Origin of the sequence: Roseovarius mucosus (assembly GCF_002080415.1) — a bacterium.
Classification (GTDB): Bacteria; Pseudomonadota; Alphaproteobacteria; order Rhodobacterales; family Rhodobacteraceae; genus Roseovarius; species Roseovarius mucosus_A.
Map to the genome: position 1 here is coordinate 1,610,728 of NZ_CP020474.1, position 16,817 is coordinate 1,627,544.

Sequence of the window (16,817 nt, forward strand, 5' to 3'; positions counted from 1 at the left end):
CTCTTTCCGAAAGGCTTCAACATGACCGAGATCTGGGTCGACTATCTTAACGCACTGGACATTGCAGAACTTGCCCTGACCGACGATGAAATCCTTGCGGCGGTTGAATCCGCGCTGATTGCACAAGGCAACAAGCAGACTGTCATCGAACCGCGTGTGCATCTGGTTCCTGAAAGTTCGGACAAAGGGCATTTCAATGTCCTGCGCGGCTATGTGAAATCGCTCGGGGTGGCGGGCGTCAAAGTGGTCGGCGACTTTGTTGACAACTACAAAGTGGGTTTGCCGTCGGAACTGGCGATTTTGAATCTGTTCAGTCCCGAAACCGGTGTGCCCCTTGCTATTATTGACGCCACGGCGATCACCGACATGCGGACCGGGGCTGTGACAGCGCTTGGGGCCAAACATCTGGCGCGCAAGGACAGCAAGATTCTGGGCCATGTGGGATCGCGTGGCACATCCTATTGGAATGTGCGTTTGCTGAACCATCTGTATGATTTCGACGAAATCCGCATCCACTCCCGTCGGCCAGAAAGCCGCAATGCGTTCGGCGAAAGACTGGAAAAGGATCTGGGTAAAAAGATCATCGTCACCGACAACTGGCAGGATTGTCTTGAAGGCGCGGATATCCTGATCGAGGCGACACGGCTACCAGAGCCTACACCCATGTTCAAAACCGAATGGATCAAAAAAGGTGCCTTGGTGATCCCTTACGGCACTATGAGCGCGGTTGAATTTGATCTGACCGATATCATGGACAAGATGTTGGTGGATGACTGGGGTCAATGTGGTCCGGGGCGTCCCTACGGTTCATTGCGCGCCCATGTGGATGCTGGAAAACTGTCCGAGGAAACCCTGCACGCAGAATTGGGCGAGGTCGCCGCAGGACTGAAACCGGGCCGTGAAAACGACGACGAAACGATCTTGTTCTGGCATCGTGGTCTTAGCAGCACCGACGTGGCACTTGGGGCGGCTTTGGTGGCCAAGGCTAAGGCCAATAACATCGGCCAGAAAATTCGGTTCCGCTAAACTTTGGCAGAGCGTCTTGGCGTAAAGAAAGGGCACCATTGGTGCCCTTTTTCTGTCTGGATCAGCAGGGCTCGTGATAGCCTGCGGCCATTGCCTCGGCGTGCCACTGGTCGGTAACGGCATAGTCTTTGCGGCTTGGGATCGCAAACCCGCTCAGGCACAGGTCTTTCAGGTAAGGGGCCAGTTGCGGTGAATCGGCGGCTTGGGCAAAGGCCTCGCCTAGCTTGGCAACGATTTCAGGGGCAATTTCTGGGGCGGCCACCAGCAGCGGTATGGGCGAGGCTGGCGTCTGGGCAATGACCCGAATGCGGCGCGCGGTGTCCGGTTCATGGCGGGCCAGCAAGCTGTGAAAATAACTGTCGAGCGGGGCAACATCGGCGCGGCCCTCTAGAATGCTATTCAACGAAGCGCGGGGGGTGACAACCGGACCGATGCTTTCAGAATAAAGGCGTTCCTGCCCGTTCAGGTGATCCAGCAACAGTTTGCGTGGGGCATTGAAACCCGAGTGCGAGCCACGATCTGTCCAGGCAATCCGCCCGCCAAACGTGTCTTGCAGGCGGTTAAAAGGGCCTGCATCCGACACCACCATATTGGTACAATACTGCGGCCCTGTCAGCGGGTGCAGCGTTGCGTGGTACTCGGGGATTGGGGCCGCGACGATCTGAAATGCGCGGGTGGTACGCTGAAAGGGCCAGCCGCACATGAACACGCAGGCCAGATCCGTGCGGGCCCACAGCAGATCAAGCGGGGCGGGTGCTGCGTAGTCGATCACATCCAATGGCACCCCGGCGACAGCGGCTGTGTGTTCAAACAAACTGCGCCAGTGACTGCTCAGCGCAGGATTCAGGTTATACATTCGCGAGCAGGCAATCATCTGGGGCTCTCTTGTTCACCTTCGGGTGGCTTCTGGGGGGCCGGGGGCTTAGTGCTTCAAGTATTCAGAACATTTCTACATGCGTGCCGTCAGATCAAAGCGGGATTGGAGCCAGCTTTGATTTGACGGACAAAGGCCTGCACCGCACTGCTGCGATGGCGCTGCGTAGATAGCACCATCGTCAAGGCGCGGTCTGGCTGGGGGGATGGTCGAATGGCGATCTCGGAGGATTGGCCTAGAAACCCCGCCGCAAGACGCGACATTAAGGCAACGCCCAGCCCGTCAGAGACAGCGCTCGCGATCGCCTCGTTGCTGGGCAGCACCAATGCGATGCGAATGTCCGACAGGGTCAGCCTGTAATGGCTCAGGAATTCCAGCAGCATGGCGCGGGTGCCAGAGCCTTCTTCGCGGATCACCCAAGGCAGGCTCATCAGCATGGCGCGGTCGATCTGCAGGCCAATCTCGCGGGAGCCGATGAGAACCATCTGGTCAGTTCCGACTTGCGTGGCCTCTAGCCCGTCCATGGTGACGGGGGATTCGATAAAGCCCAATTCGGCTTTGCCTGAGGTGATCCAGTCCATCACCCGATCCGAATTGGTGATTTCGACCGAGAGGTCGATGTCGGGATTGCTGGAATGGAAGCTCATCAATTGGCGAGGCAGCCAGTAATTTCCCACGGTCTGACTGGCGACCAGTTGGATTGAACCTCGGCGCAGGGTGCTGAGGTCTTCGAGAACCCGTTCGGCTTGTTGGCTGCGGTTCAGGATGTCTTTGGCCTCAGTCAGAAACACAGCTCCGGCGGGGGTCAAGGCGATGCCGCGCCCCACCCGGTCGAAAAGTTGCACATCATGGCGTCGTTCCAGCGCGGAAATCGCAGCGCTGACAGCAGATTGCGACAAGCGCAGCACTTCGGCGGCGCGGGTCATGTTCAGCTCCGTGGCCACTGCGACAAAGATGCGAAGTTGTTCAAGTGTCATGCCAGCGGTTTACGGGAAGAGGGCAAGGGCCAGCAAGAGGCCAGCGCCTGAAACAAAACAGCAGGACACAGCCGCCAACACCAATGGGCGCGGACCACGGGCCAAAAGGGCGGGGAAGCGGGTTTGAAAGCCGATCGCCGCCAGCGATGTGGCAAGGATACAGGCGGTCAGCGTGGCAAAGTGGGCCCGCAGATCAGCGGGGATATCCAGAACAGAATTGACCCCCACCATGGCCATGAAACCCAACACGAACATGGGAAAGGGCGCGCGCTTGCTGGAGGCGTCTTGGTGGCCCTTGTTAAACAGCGCACCCACCAGCAGCAAGACCGGCACCAGCATCAGCACGCGTGCCAGCTTGACCATCGTTCCGACGGTTCCGGCATCCTCGTCGTGTTGAAACGCAGCGGCAACGGCTTGGGCGACCTCGTGGATCGTACCGCCCGTCCAGAAGCCGTGGACCATCGGGCCAAAGTTCAAATAGGCGCTGGTCATCGGCAAAAGCGTCATTGCGACAGAGCCGAACAAGGTGACCATTGCAACGCCGTAGGCCACGTCTTCGTCTTTGGCGGATATGGTGGATGCGGTTGCCAGCACCGCAGAGGCCCCGCAGATTGAAGTGCCCGACGCGATCAGCACGGTTAGGGATTTTTCAACACCTAAAAGGCGGCCCACCCAGACGGTAAACCCCATTGTCCCCATGACCAGCGCCACCAACGCCGCCAAGGGCAACAAGCCCAAGGCCAACATATCGCCGAGCGTGACCTGCAAGCCGAGCAGGATAATCCCAAAGCGCAGCAGGGGGCGAGACGCGATTTGCAAACCGGGCAGGCTTGCTTTGGGGGCGGGGATCGCATTGCCGATCACCATGGCGATCAAAATGGACAAGATCGGAAGCCCGATTGTCGTGGCCAGCCCAAGATGGTGCAGCAGGGCTGCAAGCCCCGTAATCCCCACGGCAATAACCACCCCAAACGCGTTGCGCGTGATGAAATGCCCAAACCCGAGGGCCTGTTGGCGGGGGGATATTGTGGTGATCATGGGATGCTCCGTTGGATATCAGGAGCGGGGTATCATGGCAAAATTCATTATAAAAACATATTAATTTTATGATTTTAATTTATAAAGCTGGTAGATTGATGGAAACCTGAGTTGAGACGCGATGCGTCGGCAAGCTCTTGATAACCGATTAGAAAACCTGTCGTTTTGGCGTGGTTTGTCGGCCCATGCCGCTTTTTCTGCTGCAAAACGACTTGGGGATCGACCGAACTGAGCAAGGTGGCTTAGTGCAGGCTGGCCGGATTTCACCGGTCAGATGATCACAAAACCTAGGCCCAGTCACGCGCTCGGACCCTGGATCAGTTAACTTGGCAATGTCAGATGTCTGGATTAACATCACTATGAGGAGAACAGGTGTCCGGCGGTAAGCGCAGCACACCTGTGAGACCACTTAGTCTTTATTTTGCAACCGGTTTTCACAGGCTGGGTCAATCCGTACCCGGGCGAGAAATCTGCGAAGGTGCAAATGAAATAGTCGCAAGGCATGAGAAGTACTCAGTTATGAAAGTCACTTACAAAGAGGTCAAAGCCGACATTCTCGGAAAGATTATAAAGGGCGATTGGGCACCTGGAAATTTGGTGCCAAACGAAGTCGATCTTGCCGAGACTTATGGCTGTGCGCGCGCGACAGTGAACAGGGCGATGCGCGAACTCTCTGACGAGGGGATCATCGAACGACGGCGCAAAGCCGGCACGCGCGTGCGCATGTCACCAATCCGGCAGGCCCGCTTTGACATACCGCTTGTGCGCGACGAGATTGAGGATAAGGGCGCGTCCTATCGGTATTCATTGTCCAGTCGTGTTGTCGAAGTGGCACCAGACTGGTTACGCGCGCGGCTCAAATTGCCGGAGGAAGGCAGAGTGCTGCATCTTGTGTGCATGCATTACGCTGACTGTATCCCTTATGAGCACGAAGACAGGTGGATCAATCTGACCGCTCTGCCAGCAGCGGAATTTGTCGATTTCTCAGAATGCGGCCCAAGCGAATGGTTGGTCGCAACGATCCCGTTCTCTGAAGCCGAAATCAACCTGTCAGCCGGATCGGCAGATCAGAGTTTGGCGGATTATCTGGCATGCTCGGTAGGAGATCCGGTGTTCAATATCGAACGCTCGACATGGTGGGAAAGCGACGCGGTGACCTATGTGCGTTTCTCATACCGCCCCGGCCATCGCCTGACGTCTCGCTACTAGGCTGGGCCTGCGCTGCCGCCGTGACGCGGCAGCGCAGGTGATCGTCAAAGAATGCCGGGCAGGTTCAGCCCATTTTCGCGGGCACAGTCGAGCGCGTCTTCGTATCCCGCATCGGCGTGGCGCATAACGCCAGTCGCCGGATCGTTCCAAAGCACGCGCGCGATCCTGCGGTCTGCATCCTCGGTGCCATCACAGCAGATCACCATGCCGGAATGTTGCGAGAACCCCATGCCTACGCCACCACCGTGATGCAAGGATACCCACGTTGCTCCTGAAGCGGTGTTCAAAAGAGCGTTGAGCAAAGGCCAGTCCGACACAGCGTCCGAGCCGTCTTTCATCGCCTCGGTTTCGCGGTTGGGCGATGCCACCGAGCCTGAATCCAGATGGTCACGCCCGATGACGATCGGAGCGGAAAGCTCGCCGTTGCGCACCATCTCGTTAAAGGCCAGCCCCAGCTTGTGACGCACCCCCAGACCGACCCAGCAAATGCGGGCAGGCAGGCCCTGAAAGGCGATCCGTTCGCGGGCCATGTCCAGCCAGTTGTGCAGATGTTTGTCCTCGGACAGAATTTCCTTCACCTTGGCATCTGTTTTATAGATGTCTTCGGGATCGCCAGACAATGCCGCCCAACGAAACGGGCCGACCCCACGGCAAAACAGCGGGCGGATATAGGCGGGAACAAAGCCGGGGAAGTCGAACGCGTTGTCCAGACCTTCTTCCTGCGCCATCTGGCGGATGTTGTTGCCGTAATCGACAGTCGGGACACCTGATATATGAAAATCGCACATGGCTTTAACCTGTACTTTCATGCTGGCGCGCGCGGCCTTTTCAACTTCTTTCGGGGCGCTTTCACGCTTCTCTTTCCACTGCGCCATGGTCCAGCCTTGGGGCAAGTATCCGTTGATCGGGTCATGGGCGGATGTCTGGTCTGTGACGATGTCGGGTCGAATGCCGCGCTTCACCAACTCGGGAAACACATCCGCTGCATTGCCCAGTAGACCGACCGATTTTGCCTCGCCCGCAGCGGTCCAGCGCTGGATCATGGCCAGCGCTTCGTCCAAGGTTTCGGCCTTTTCGTCGACATATCTGGTCCGCAGCCGGAAATCGATACTGTCGGGGTTACATTCCACCGCAAGACAGCAGGCCCCCGCCATCACAGCCGCCAAAGGCTGGGCGCCGCCCATTCCGCCAAGACCACCAGTCAAGATCCATTTGCCTTTGAGAGAGCCGTTATAGTGCTGGCGGCCAGCCTCGACAAATGTCTCGTAGGTGCCCTGAACAATGCCTTGCGACCCGATGTAAATCCACGATCCCGCGGTCATCTGGCCGTACATCGCCAAACCCTTTTTATCCAACTCGTTGAAGTGGTCCCAAGTGGCCCAATGCGGCACAAGGTTGGAGTTGGCGATCAGCACCCGCGGCGCATCCTTGTGGGTTTGAAAGACGCCGACAGGTTTACCCGATTGCACCAGCAGGGTCTGGTCTTCTTCCAGTTCGCGCAGGGAGGCGACGATCATATCGTAGTCCTTCCACGTCCGCGCAGCACGGCCCATGCCACCGTAAACCACCAATTCGTGCGGGTTTTCGGCGACGTCAGGGTGCAAGTTGTTCATCAGCATCCGCAAGGGGGCTTCCGTCAGCCAGCTTTTGGCCGTCAGTTTTGTGCCAGTTGCCGGGTATATGTCACGGGTGTTCTTGCGCGGATCGGTCATGATGTGCCTTTCTGGGTCGGTTCTAGAGGTGGGGCCAAGGCGGCCAGCTGTGTCAAAATGCTTGAGTGGACGCGGCTAAGGCGTCCGGATGTCATGCCCGTCGAAATCGGTCAGCGGCACAAGTCCGGTGGTGTTCTGAGCGGGAGAGAGCAAGGCCCCCAAAGGATCACGGATGGTATCTAGAGCGGGCCGGTGGAAGGTCGCACGCCCCGAGCTTGCGCCAGATAGCAAACCGTCATGGCACCTGTGACGGTGCCAGTCCATATCTTCCAACCCACAGCTTCGGGCGATCGAAGCGACAGACATTTCCCACGGCACAAAGGTGCCCGTATGCGGTAGGCCTAACGTCATCGGCGTCTTGCCTTGATGGATTTCAACGGCGGTCACGCGATGAGCTCCGGCATGTCGATGCCTGCAGCGTTCACGATGTCACCCGAGGCAATCATCACGGCGGCGCGTTCCAGATCGGGCGCGAGATAGCGGTCCTCGCCCAGCGCGGCCACGTCTTGGCGCACCCGATCCACCACCCGTTGCAACGTATCGCTTGTGGCGAGCGGTGCGCGAAAGTCGATGCCTTGCGCGGCGCAGAGCAATTCCACACCAAGAATACGTGCGAGATTTTCGTTCATTGCCCCCAAACGGCGTGCGCCATGGGCGGCCATGCTGACGTGATCTTCCTGATTGGCAGAGGTGGGTGTGCTATCGGTGACGCAGGGATTTGCCAGATGTTTGTTTTCGCTCATCAGGGCGGCCGTTGTGACCTCGGCAATCATATAGCCACTGTTCAGCCCCGGATTTGGCGTAAGGAACGGTGGTAGATTGAAACTGAGCACCGGGTCCACGATCAGAGCAACGCGGCGTTGCGCAATCGCCCCAATCTCGGCAATCGCGAGCGCGATCATATCGGCGGCAAATCCGACAGGTTCGGCGTGAAAGTTACCCCCCGATACGATCAAATCCGCCTCGATCAAAACCAGCGGATTATCAGTGGCGGCATTTGCCTCGATCCCCAGAGTGCGGGCCGCCATGCGCAGCACATCCATCGCCGCCCCCGTCACCTGTGGCTGGCAGCGGATGCAATAGGGGTCTTGAACCCGGGCATCCCCCACGATGTGGCTCTCGCGGATTTCGGATCCGGCCAGCAAGGCGCGCATGGTCTCTGCGGCCTGTATCTGGCCGGGATGGCCTCGCAGGGCGTGGATTTCCGGCTGCAAGGGCGCGGTAGACCCCATGATGGCGTCAGTTGACAAGGCCGATGTGACCAGTGCCGAATGGGCCGCGCGCCATGCGCCGAAAAGGCCCGCAAGCGCAAAGGCCGTCGAGAATTGGGTGCCATTAATCAAGGCCAGCCCTTCTTTGGGGCCAAGCACAAGAGGAGCAATACCAGCTGCGGCCAAAGCTTCGGCACCGGGCAATATCTTACCCAGATACTCGGCCTCGCCATGACCCATCATGACAGCCGCCATATGCGCAAGCGGAGCCAGATCCCCCGAGGCACCAACAGAGCCTTGCGCCGGGATCACAGGCGTCACGCCCTTGGCCAGCATCTCCTCAATCTGTGCCACAACCTCTAACCGCACACCCGAGGCACCGCGCCCCAAGCTGAGCAATTTGAGAGCCATCAACAGACGCGTCTCGCGTCGTGAAATCGCAGGGCCAACACCGCAGCAATGGGACAAGATCAGGTTGCGCTGCAGGGTTGTGGTATCTTTGCTCGCAATCTTGACCGAGGCAAGTTTGCCAAACCCTGTGTTCACACCGTATACCGCATCTGTCCCTGCAACAGCCTTGGCAATCCGCGCATGAGCGCGCTCGATCGCTGGGTGGCTGGCCGGATCAAGCCGGACCGAGGCTTCGTTCCAATAGATGTCAGCGAGATGATCCAAGGTAACAGCGCCGGGGGTGAGGGTGAGTGTGGTCACAACGTCCCTCCGAATATGCGGGAGTGAAGGGGATTAAAGCCGATGCGATACGAGAGTTCGGCAGGGTGTTTGATGTTCCAAACTGCCATGTCGGCGCGCTTTCCGACGGCGAGGGTGCCCGCGTCGGATAGCCCCAAAGCCCGCGCAGCGTTTTGAGTGACGCCGCGCAGAGCTTCTTCGGGGGTCATCCGAAACAAGGTGCAGCCCATGTTGAGCGTCAGTAGCAACGAATTTAATGGGGAGGAACCGGGGTTGATGTCTGTTGCCAAGGCCATAGGCACCCCATGTTTGCGCAACAGGGCGATAGGCGGGGCTTGGGTCTCTCGCAATGTGTAGAATGCACCGGGCAGGATGACTGCAACCGTCCCAGCTTGCGCCAATGCTTCTACGCCGGCCTCATCCAGATATTCGATATGATCGGCTGACAGCGCTCCGTAGCCCGCCGCCAGTTTCGCGCCGCCAATGTTTGAAAGTTGCTCTGCATGCAGCTTGACAGGCAGGCCCAAGCTGCACGCCACATGAAAGACCCGGGCAATCTGAGCAGGCTGGAACGCGATACCCTCACAAAAACCGTCGACAGCGTCGACCAGTGCTTCGGCGTGGGCTGCACGCAAGGCAGGGATGCAGACCTCATCTATATAAGCATCGTCCCGACCCGCGTAGTCCGCAGGTGTGGCATGCGCCCCGAGAAACGTAGTTTTGATCCGAACGGGCCGCTTGTGGCCGATCGCGCGGGCCACGCGCAACATCCGCAATTCGGTTTCGATATCAAGACCGTAGCCGGATTTGATTTCGATGCAGGTGACACCTTCGGCGATCAAAACGTCGACACGGGCAAGTGCGGTGGTCAACAATTCTTCGTCGGTGGCCGCACGCGTGGCCTTTACCGTCGATACAATTCCGCCACCCGCCCGCGCGACCTCTTCATAGCTCGCTCCGTTGAGGCGCATCTCGAACTCGACAGCGCGGTTGCCACCATGGACAATATGGGTGTGGCAATCAATCAAACCCGGTGTCACGACGCGCCCACCAAGGTCAATCTGGGGAAACGAGTTATAGAGCGATGGTAAGGCCTCACGTGAGCCGAGCCAGTCAATCAACCCATCGACAACGACAACTGCTGCATCCTCGATCCAGCCATACTTAGGGCCTGAGTCGCAAAGGCTTGCGAGATTCAAATTCACAAAAACTTTGCTATTCTCCGTCATTTCGGGCCACCGCTGCTGAAATTTCACTTTAATGGTATGTATAGTTATGTTTTATGTCTATACATAAAAACCGAGGGACGTGAAATGATTTTTGCACGACGAGCCATGCTTGCAACGGGGTGGGCCAGCAATGTCCGTTTGGACGTGTCGCATGGTCGGATTACCGCACTCGAAACCGATCAAAACGCCAAGCAAGGCGATACAACGGTTGATACGCTATTGCCCGCGCTGGCAAACTTGCACAGCCACAGCTTCCAGCGCGCGATGGCGGGGATGACCGAATTCCGGATGGCGGGCAAAGACAGCTTTTGGACATGGCGTGATCTGATGTACCGTTTCACTGCGCATCTGACGCCAGAGCATGTCGAGGCGATTGCGGCGTTTGTCTTTCTGGAAATGCAGGAAGCGGGTTACGCCAGCGTCGGCGAGTTTCACTATCTACATCATCAGCCCGGCGGCATGCCCTACAAGGATCTCGGCGAACTTTCGGCCCGCATTGCAGCGGCTGCCGCAGCTACTGGGATCGGGCTGACCCACCTGCCAGTGCTCTATACATACGGGGGGGCTGGTCAGATGGCACTGAAAGCGGGGCAGGCCCGCTTTGGCAACTCTGTGGATCGCTTTAACGACCTTGTCGCGCGGGCCAGAGGCGCCATTGCTGATCTGCCAAAGGATTGTCGCGTGGGTATTGCGCCACATTCCTTGCGGGCCACCTCACCTGATGATCTCAAGACGGTTCTTGCGGCCCATGAAGCGGGGCCGGTTCACATTCACATCGCGGAACAACCCCAAGAAGTGGCAGATATCCAAGCAGTGCTTGGGGTACGGCCTGTTGAGTGGTTGTTGGCGAATGCAGAGGTCAACGCGGACTGGTGCCTGATCCACGCCACCCACATGACGGATGCAGAGACCGTGAACATGGCAAGGTCTGGCGCTGTTGCAGGGCTTTGCCCGATCACAGAAGCAAATCTTGGCGATGGCCCCTTTAACGGGCCAGCCTATCTGAATGCAGGCGGGGCGCTTGGAGTGGGCTCGGATTCAAATGTGCTGATTTCGCTCACCGAAGAGTTGCGCACCTTGGAGTATTCCCAGCGCCTGCGCGACATCGCGCGCAATGTCTTGGTTGTGGGAGAAGGCTCGGTTGGGGAAACCCTCTACTGCGGGGCTGCGAAAGGCGGTGCGCAGGCTTTGGGGCGTGGCACCGGCGATATCTCGGTCGGAGCATGGGCGGATTTGGTGGCGGTTGATAGTGAAGCGCCTGCGTTATGCGCCTTGAAGGAACATCAACTGCTGGATGGCTTGGTCTTTGCCGCAAAAGACGAGATAGTAACAGATGTCTGGTCAGCGGGGCGGCATGCGGTCAAACAGGGCAAACACATCCACCGCGATGCGATCACCGCCGCCTATCGCTCTGCGATGCAAAGCCTGATGGCCTTGCTTTGATCCAGATAGGTCAGGCGGATTTCTAACAGCGCGGCGTCTTCTGTCAGTGTCAGCGCCACGTTTGGCGTTGTGACAAACACGGTGTCGCCTGTGGCAACCGCCACCCCATCAATCTCGGGTGCTCCACTAAGGACATGAAGCACCATGAGCCCGTGATCGGGGCGGGTGAGATCACCAATCAGCGGCCCACGCCGCGTCAAAACCTCTCCTTCACATGATCGCGGATCAAACATGAGGTTTAGGTCGGTAAGCGGCCCATTGGCCAAACGGGCATAAACTTTCAGCCCCCCGTCAAAGCGGATCGGCTCCCAAGTGTGGGCCTCGATAGACGAGGTCGGTGTATCCAGCGTCATAGTCCCGCCAGAGACCACGGTCAGAATGCGCACCATACCCGCGAAATCGGAAAACGGACCGTCCTGAGAAACATCAGCGCGGCTGAGTGTCCATGCGGGCTGGTCAAGATACAGGCCCTTCGCGATGTTGCGCGTGACGCCGCCACCGTTCTTCCATAGGACATCAATCAAAGCGCCAAATTTCAAAGTTTGCATGGAAAAAGACCTCTCTGTCTCTCAACGGCACGCATAACCGCGCCCTGCCCTCTTTATCAATGATGTGACACATCTCATTAAGTCTAGACATTAAATCTCAATACGCGCCTTTTGAGGCCTGATAAAAGCGCGAATGCGATCACATGGCGAAAGGGTCAGAAACTTTGGTCCATACGAGCGGCAATCACAAAACCACGTGGTGACCACACCGGCGCGCCAAAGGCCCGGATACATTCTCATCCTCTTCAGAGAACCACCCTAGTTTGTGGCGAGGCGTGGTGAAACCAACGAAGATATGGAAGCGTCGATGATTGTTTGAAGCGTCTCACGGTTCGGCGAGGTCTTGGCAAAGACGTTCAGACCCTGTGCAATGCACAGAAGATATTTTGCCTGGCTCTCGGGGTGTTCAAAGGAATCGCGCTTCAATGCCTCGCGAAAGGCGATTTCCAGGCGGGTCAGATGATCCAACATGAGCTGGGCAACGTCGTCATCCACCTCTTTCAGTTCGACGAAGGCGTTTGTTCCCAAGCATCCCCAACGCCGGTTTCCGTTGACGATACCGTTCGCGATAAAGTCGAAATAGGCGCGAATTCCGTCTAGGCCGCATGGGTTGGTTTCCAGCAATTCAAGGCCCGGACGGTTCATACTGTCCAGATACCGCCGGATGACAGCCAGAAACAGCCCATGCTTGCTGCCGAATGCCGCATAAACACTTCCGGGGTTTAGCCCCATCGCATCACAGACGTCCTGAATTGACGCACCAGAATAGCCACGACGCCAGAAAACTTCGATCGCGCCATCAAGCACTTTTTTTTCATCGAACTCTCTATGACGGCCCATACCGATACCAGATTTCCCAATGCTTTTGCTTAGATGTATACACTATCTATGGCAAAGCGAGCGGATGGTATAGAGGGCGGACCTACCAAGGTTTGATCTGAGCGGTTCGCGGGCCGGTAAAACAGGACGGGTCCCTGCAAGGCCATAGCGCATATTCCAGCCCGTCCCGGCTTGGGTCTTGCCATGGTCGCCTATCCGCGAATGGCCAACTGGCAACGTCCCAGCAACCACGCGCGGCACCCTCATTGATCACTTTCCCCCTATGCCCTCAACGACGCGGGTGCCGCAGCTTTGTCCGCCCGGTCGATAAGCCCTGCCAGATCATTCAACGATTTCAGTCGGTAATCAGGCTCCATCCCAAAGCTTTCCATCTGCATGCGCAGCAGTTTGAACATCGTTGTCGGGCCAACCACCGCGGCAGAAGAAATTTCTTCTGCCAACGCCTCGGGGGTTACGCGTTCAATCCAAGCAACCCGAAAGCCGAAATTCTTGGCGGCGCAGGCATCAAAAGCGTTGGATGACACGAAAATCGTATTCTCCGGCTTAACCTTCAGGACAGCCTCCACCAACTCGTAGGCATCTTTGTGCGGCTTGAAGATACCGGCCTTGTCGATGCTGATGACGGATTGCAGTTTTGCATCAAGCCCAGAGTTTGAGACCAGAGCATCAAGTATCTCTTGGTTGCCGTTCGACAGGATAGCGAGCGGCACGCCTTCCAGCGCATCAAGGGCCGTCAGGCAATCGACATGCGGATCAAGATGCAGGTATTTGTCCATTATCCGGTCGCGCACGGCCTTTTCGGCGGTCACACCGATGGCGTTCAGCGTATAGTTTAGCGACTCTTCGGTGATCTCCCAAAAGCTGCGATAGCTGCCCATCATCGAGCGAAGCCATGTGTATTCCAACTGCTTAAGCCGCCAGACCTGGGTGATCAGCTCGCCGTGCTCGGGGAATTCCTGATTGGTGATCTGCGAGACAGATTGAACGTCAAAGAGTGTTCCGTAGGCGTCAAAGACAAAAGCGTCGATAGTCATGTTCGTTTCTCCTGATATTGGGATTGCTGTTCTAGAGGGCCAGAAAGGCGAAGCTGGCAAGAAATACCGATGCGGCCGAGACTGCGCCGGCCGCGCGTAGGAATGACCAGTGCAAATCTGCGGACAGCCCCCGTGTCAGCGCATGCAGAAATAAAGCCATAGAGATGAGAGAGATCGTCGCAGCGATTGCGGTGTGGCCGGGGGCGCCGTTGATCCAGAAGGCGGCGGCAGGCGCCCCGACCCAGAGTGCCAGCGACGACGCAGACACAAGGGTCATCAGGCGTAACAGCGGCACCCGCCCGCCAAAGGCCCGCGTCATTGCCCATATGACAACGGTGAACCCCAACCAGAGCAACAGAGTTTGTGCCATGCCACCCAGCGCGACGTAAAACAGCGCCTCGATCTTTGCGACGCCCAGCGCCTCGACCTGTTCGCTATGCGCAAGAAATGTGGCAAAGCTCCACAAGAGCCCCGCCGTCGGCAGACCCAACACGGCCTGCCAACGGCTTTCTGTAAAGATCGTGGCATTTACCACGGCGCCAAGCCCCACAGCAGAATGGGCGCCCACAGTGCGGCCAGGATCAACAACCATTCGCTGCTGTCATAGCGGGTACGAGTCACCTGTGCCCAGCCATGCATTTTTTCGACTAGCTCCTGCGCCGTATACCTCTCTTGTGCGGCCACCTCGCCTTTCAACTTTTCGGCGGCCAACGACACCAAGATCGTCAGAATGAACCCGACCGGGACAGAAATCAGCGCGGTTGCGAAGCCGAGCTTGGCGACCAGACCAGTGCCAACCGAGAAATCGGGCAGGACGTAAGGCGACAGCAAGATATAGGTGACGCCAGACACCAGGCTGCCCGTGAAAGCCCCCCAAGAGTTGATGCGCGTAGACCACACACCCAAGACCACCATTGGGGTGATTGCCGTGGCGCACATCCCGAAGGCCCAGAAAATCGAGGTAATCAAAAACGCAGGTGGATCGAGCGACACCAGAAGCGACACCACTCCAGTACCTGCAAGGGCCAAGTAACCGTAACGTAGCTGTTTTGCCTCGGTGAGGTGTGGACGCAGAACGCCGACGATGTCATGGCCGACCACCGTCGCCACGCCAATCATCAGGCCAGCAATGGTCGAAACTCCGGCGGCTAGGACACCCGCGATGACAAAGGCTGAAACCCAATCGGGATTGTACGCCAGATTCAACAGCAACGTGGTCTTGTCCGCCGCCTCAGGCGTTAGTTCCTGCCCAATCAATGCAAAGTGATACACACCTGCAAAGCCCAAGGCATAAGTGCCCAGAAACATCAATCCAACCCAGAGACAGAACCAAGGGACCACCCGACGGGCCGACTTGATGTTCTCCGAGGTCAGCACTCGCTGTGCCAACTGCGGCAGTCCAAGCGTTCCGATTGTTAGTGCAACGAACAACGCCACATAGAAACGGGCCTCGAATTTGAGGTCGAAGAACGTCGGGATGCGTTCCAGCAAGGTATCGGTGAGGCTACCGTATCCCAATGGCGGAAACCAGAAACCGGGCACGCCCATCGCCTTGAGGATCGCGGCAAGAGGTACGAGCAGGGCGATCATCATGATCACCATCTGTATTGCATCGTTATATGTCGCGCCCTTCATTCCCCCGATTGTGATGTAGCCCGTGATCACCAGCGCCGACAGGATCAAAGACGGAGTATATGGCAGCCCAAGCAGAACCTCGAACACCTTGGCGATGCCGATGAACTGACCGACCATATACATCAGCATGATCAACAGCATCCAGCCAGCGGCCAGAAAGGCAGTGCTGCGCCCGTATCGCGTCTGGACAAAGTGTACTGAAGTGAACACTTCCATCCGGTACAGCGACGCGCCGTATAGCATCACAAGTAGAGGAACGCTCAGGATCAGTTGCACCCACATGTAAACGAACGGCAGATGTAACTGTTGGATCAGGGCCACCACGCCCAGAAATGTGGCGACGCTCATCCATGTGGATGACGCAGCCAGTGAGTTGACGAAGGGGCCAATGGAACGGCCTGCCAAGTAAAGGTCTGTCGCGTTGGCTGTTTTCTTTTTGCTGAAGAGCGCGACAGCATAATACAGGCCGAACACGGCAGACGTGATCCCCAAACCAAGCCATATATTTTGAAGTTGCCAGTCTGCCGGGGTCATTTTGTGCCCTCCGTCAGGGCAAGCGTCTCTGGACCTTTACCTTGCACACCAGATCCTTCGAGACCTGTTTCTCGGCTATGAAAAGATCCGGCGTTTTCGGCTTCAATCTCGTCCTCGAGCTGGTTTGCATAGCGACACCAAACCATCGACCACAGCAGCACGCCAAGCGAACCAAGTGTGATGGCGATGAAGTAATGGATTGGCAGCCCGAGTATCCGGATACTGTTATCCGTGCCCAACATGACCGCCCAAAGACCCGTATGCCCGAGCAGGACATAAACGATGCCGAACCCGACGGTAGATCGTATTTCTTTCCTGTAAGCGTTCAAAAGAAGCTCCTCCCTCTTTCCGGTTGCAGGAACCGCCCTGATCTCCTCAACAGCGCGATTTCCTTTGAAGACAGCGCATCAAGAACGCCATGACTCGGAACGTTAGATTTTCTTGAATTTAAATTCAAGAAAAATAGAGCCGTGTTTTACGGCCAGTTTTGACCCCAACGACACGCGTGATCTGATCTTTGCGCTGGCCATCAACGCGCCTGCAATTGGCGGCGGATTGGGTGCCCACTTGGGAAGACTGGGAACAAGCCTGCGGCGGCGTGTCGAAACCATGAATTCTCTCGAAAGTGCCTTGGTCCCCGGCTTGAAGCGACTGTGATAGAGGGGAGATCCGCGCAGTTCTTCGAGCGTCGCCTTGCCGGGCAGTCATCCGGTTCCCTCGCCCCATGCCCGCCTATCCCGTCTGGGCGTAGCATCGGTTTGCCCTGAGCTTACGCAATGTCTGGGACATTGTTTTTGGAACAGGCCGCAATCGTGTC

Annotated in this window: 17 protein-coding genes; 3 read left to right on the top strand and 14 right to left on the bottom strand. The window is 57.3% G+C overall.

Annotation, left to right across the window (positions count from 1 at the left end; genetic code table 11):
• Positions 1–21: 21 nt before the first annotated feature.
• Positions 22–1,026: an ornithine cyclodeaminase family protein gene (locus ROSMUCSMR3_RS07845; RefSeq protein WP_008283115.1), complete on the top strand. Its 1,005-nt coding sequence runs from the start codon at positions 22–24 to the stop codon at positions 1,024–1,026.
• Positions 1,027–1,087: 61 nt separating this feature from the next.
• Here the strand turns inward: ROSMUCSMR3_RS07845 and ROSMUCSMR3_RS07850 are convergent, their stop codons facing one another.
• The 3 genes from ROSMUCSMR3_RS07850 to ROSMUCSMR3_RS07860 form a co-directional block, all read right to left on the bottom strand.
• Entirely contained in the window at positions 1,088–1,882 is a 795-nt protein-coding gene (locus ROSMUCSMR3_RS07850) for a phosphate/phosphite/phosphonate ABC transporter substrate-binding protein (protein ID WP_157667273.1), read from the bottom strand.
• Positions 1,883–1,989: 107 nt separating this feature from the next.
• A complete protein-coding gene (locus ROSMUCSMR3_RS07855) occupies positions 1,990–2,877 on the bottom strand; it encodes a LysR family transcriptional regulator (RefSeq protein WP_081506965.1) in 888 nt (295 codons plus the stop codon).
• A gap of 9 nt (positions 2,878–2,886) precedes the next feature.
• A complete protein-coding gene (locus ROSMUCSMR3_RS07860; RefSeq protein ID WP_008283112.1) occupies positions 2,887–3,915 on the bottom strand; it encodes a YeiH family protein in 1,029 nt (342 codons plus the stop codon).
• A gap of 519 nt (positions 3,916–4,434) precedes the next feature.
• Here ROSMUCSMR3_RS07860 and ROSMUCSMR3_RS07865 point away from each other — a divergent pair.
• On the top strand, positions 4,435–5,124 hold the full coding sequence (locus tag ROSMUCSMR3_RS07865) for a UTRA domain-containing protein (protein ID WP_008283111.1): 690 nt from the start codon (positions 4,435–4,437) through the stop codon (positions 5,122–5,124).
• A 44-nt stretch (positions 5,125–5,168) separates the two neighbouring features.
• Here the strand turns inward: ROSMUCSMR3_RS07865 and hutU are convergent, their stop codons facing one another.
• From hutU to hutI, 4 genes are all read right to left on the bottom strand, one after another.
• Positions 5,169–6,836 carry a urocanate hydratase gene (gene hutU, locus ROSMUCSMR3_RS07870; RefSeq protein ID WP_081506966.1) on the bottom strand — a complete coding sequence of 556 codons (1,668 nt, stop codon included), beginning with the start codon at positions 6,834–6,836 and terminating at the stop codon, positions 5,169–5,171.
• Between the two features lie 75 nt (positions 6,837–6,911).
• The gene (locus ROSMUCSMR3_RS21100; RefSeq protein WP_157667274.1) at positions 6,912–7,223 is read right to left on the bottom strand and encodes an N-formylglutamate amidohydrolase; all 312 of its coding nucleotides are present in this window, start codon (positions 7,221–7,223) and stop codon (positions 6,912–6,914) included.
• Positions 7,220–8,758 carry a histidine ammonia-lyase gene (hutH, locus tag ROSMUCSMR3_RS07875; RefSeq protein WP_081506967.1) on the bottom strand — a complete coding sequence of 513 codons (1,539 nt, stop codon included), beginning with the start codon at positions 8,756–8,758 and terminating at the stop codon, positions 7,220–7,222. The genes ROSMUCSMR3_RS21100 and hutH overlap by 4 nt, the downstream gene beginning before the upstream one ends.
• Complete coding sequence (gene hutI / locus ROSMUCSMR3_RS07880) at positions 8,755–9,966, bottom strand: imidazolonepropionase (protein ID WP_081506968.1); 1,212 nt, start codon at positions 9,964–9,966, stop codon at positions 8,755–8,757. The genes hutH and hutI overlap by 4 nt, the downstream gene beginning before the upstream one ends.
• 84 nt (positions 9,967–10,050) lie before the next feature.
• Between hutI and ROSMUCSMR3_RS07885 the strand changes: the two genes are divergently transcribed.
• A complete protein-coding gene (locus ROSMUCSMR3_RS07885) occupies positions 10,051–11,409 on the top strand; it encodes a formimidoylglutamate deiminase (protein ID WP_081506969.1) in 1,359 nt (452 codons plus the stop codon).
• Here ROSMUCSMR3_RS07885 and ROSMUCSMR3_RS07890 read toward each other — a convergent pair.
• The 7 genes from ROSMUCSMR3_RS07890 to ROSMUCSMR3_RS21555 form a co-directional block, all read right to left on the bottom strand.
• Positions 11,370–11,957, bottom strand: coding sequence for a HutD family protein (locus tag ROSMUCSMR3_RS07890; protein ID WP_081506970.1), 588 nt, complete (start codon positions 11,955–11,957; stop codon positions 11,370–11,372). The two genes, ROSMUCSMR3_RS07885 and ROSMUCSMR3_RS07890, sit on opposite strands and share 40 nt — an antisense overlap.
• A 258-nt stretch (positions 11,958–12,215) precedes the next feature.
• Positions 12,216–12,797 (bottom strand): TetR/AcrR family transcriptional regulator, encoded by a 582-nt coding sequence (locus ROSMUCSMR3_RS07895; RefSeq protein WP_081506971.1) that lies wholly within the window; start codon positions 12,795–12,797, stop codon positions 12,216–12,218.
• 260 nt (positions 12,798–13,057) lie between these two features.
• Positions 13,058–13,831 carry a haloacid dehalogenase type II gene (locus tag ROSMUCSMR3_RS07900; protein ID WP_008283104.1) on the bottom strand — a complete coding sequence of 258 codons (774 nt, stop codon included), beginning with the start codon at positions 13,829–13,831 and terminating at the stop codon, positions 13,058–13,060.
• Between the two features lie 31 nt (positions 13,832–13,862).
• Positions 13,863–14,399, bottom strand: a complete 537-nt coding sequence (locus ROSMUCSMR3_RS07905; protein WP_217521289.1) for a hypothetical protein — start codon at positions 14,397–14,399, stop codon at positions 13,863–13,865.
• Positions 14,360–16,000, bottom strand: coding sequence for a sodium:solute symporter family protein (locus tag ROSMUCSMR3_RS07910; RefSeq protein WP_081506973.1), 1,641 nt, complete (start codon positions 15,998–16,000; stop codon positions 14,360–14,362). Before ROSMUCSMR3_RS07910 ends, ROSMUCSMR3_RS07905 begins: the two co-directional genes overlap by 40 nt.
• Positions 15,997–16,329: a hypothetical protein gene (locus ROSMUCSMR3_RS07915; protein ID WP_081506974.1), complete on the bottom strand. Its 333-nt coding sequence runs from the start codon at positions 16,327–16,329 to the stop codon at positions 15,997–15,999. The genes ROSMUCSMR3_RS07910 and ROSMUCSMR3_RS07915 overlap by 4 nt, the downstream gene beginning before the upstream one ends.
• 102 nt (positions 16,330–16,431) lie before the next feature.
• The gene (locus ROSMUCSMR3_RS21555) at positions 16,432–16,611 is read right to left on the bottom strand and encodes a hypothetical protein (RefSeq protein ID WP_217521285.1); all 180 of its coding nucleotides are present in this window, start codon (positions 16,609–16,611) and stop codon (positions 16,432–16,434) included.
• Between the last annotated feature and the right edge of the window lie 206 nt (positions 16,612–16,817).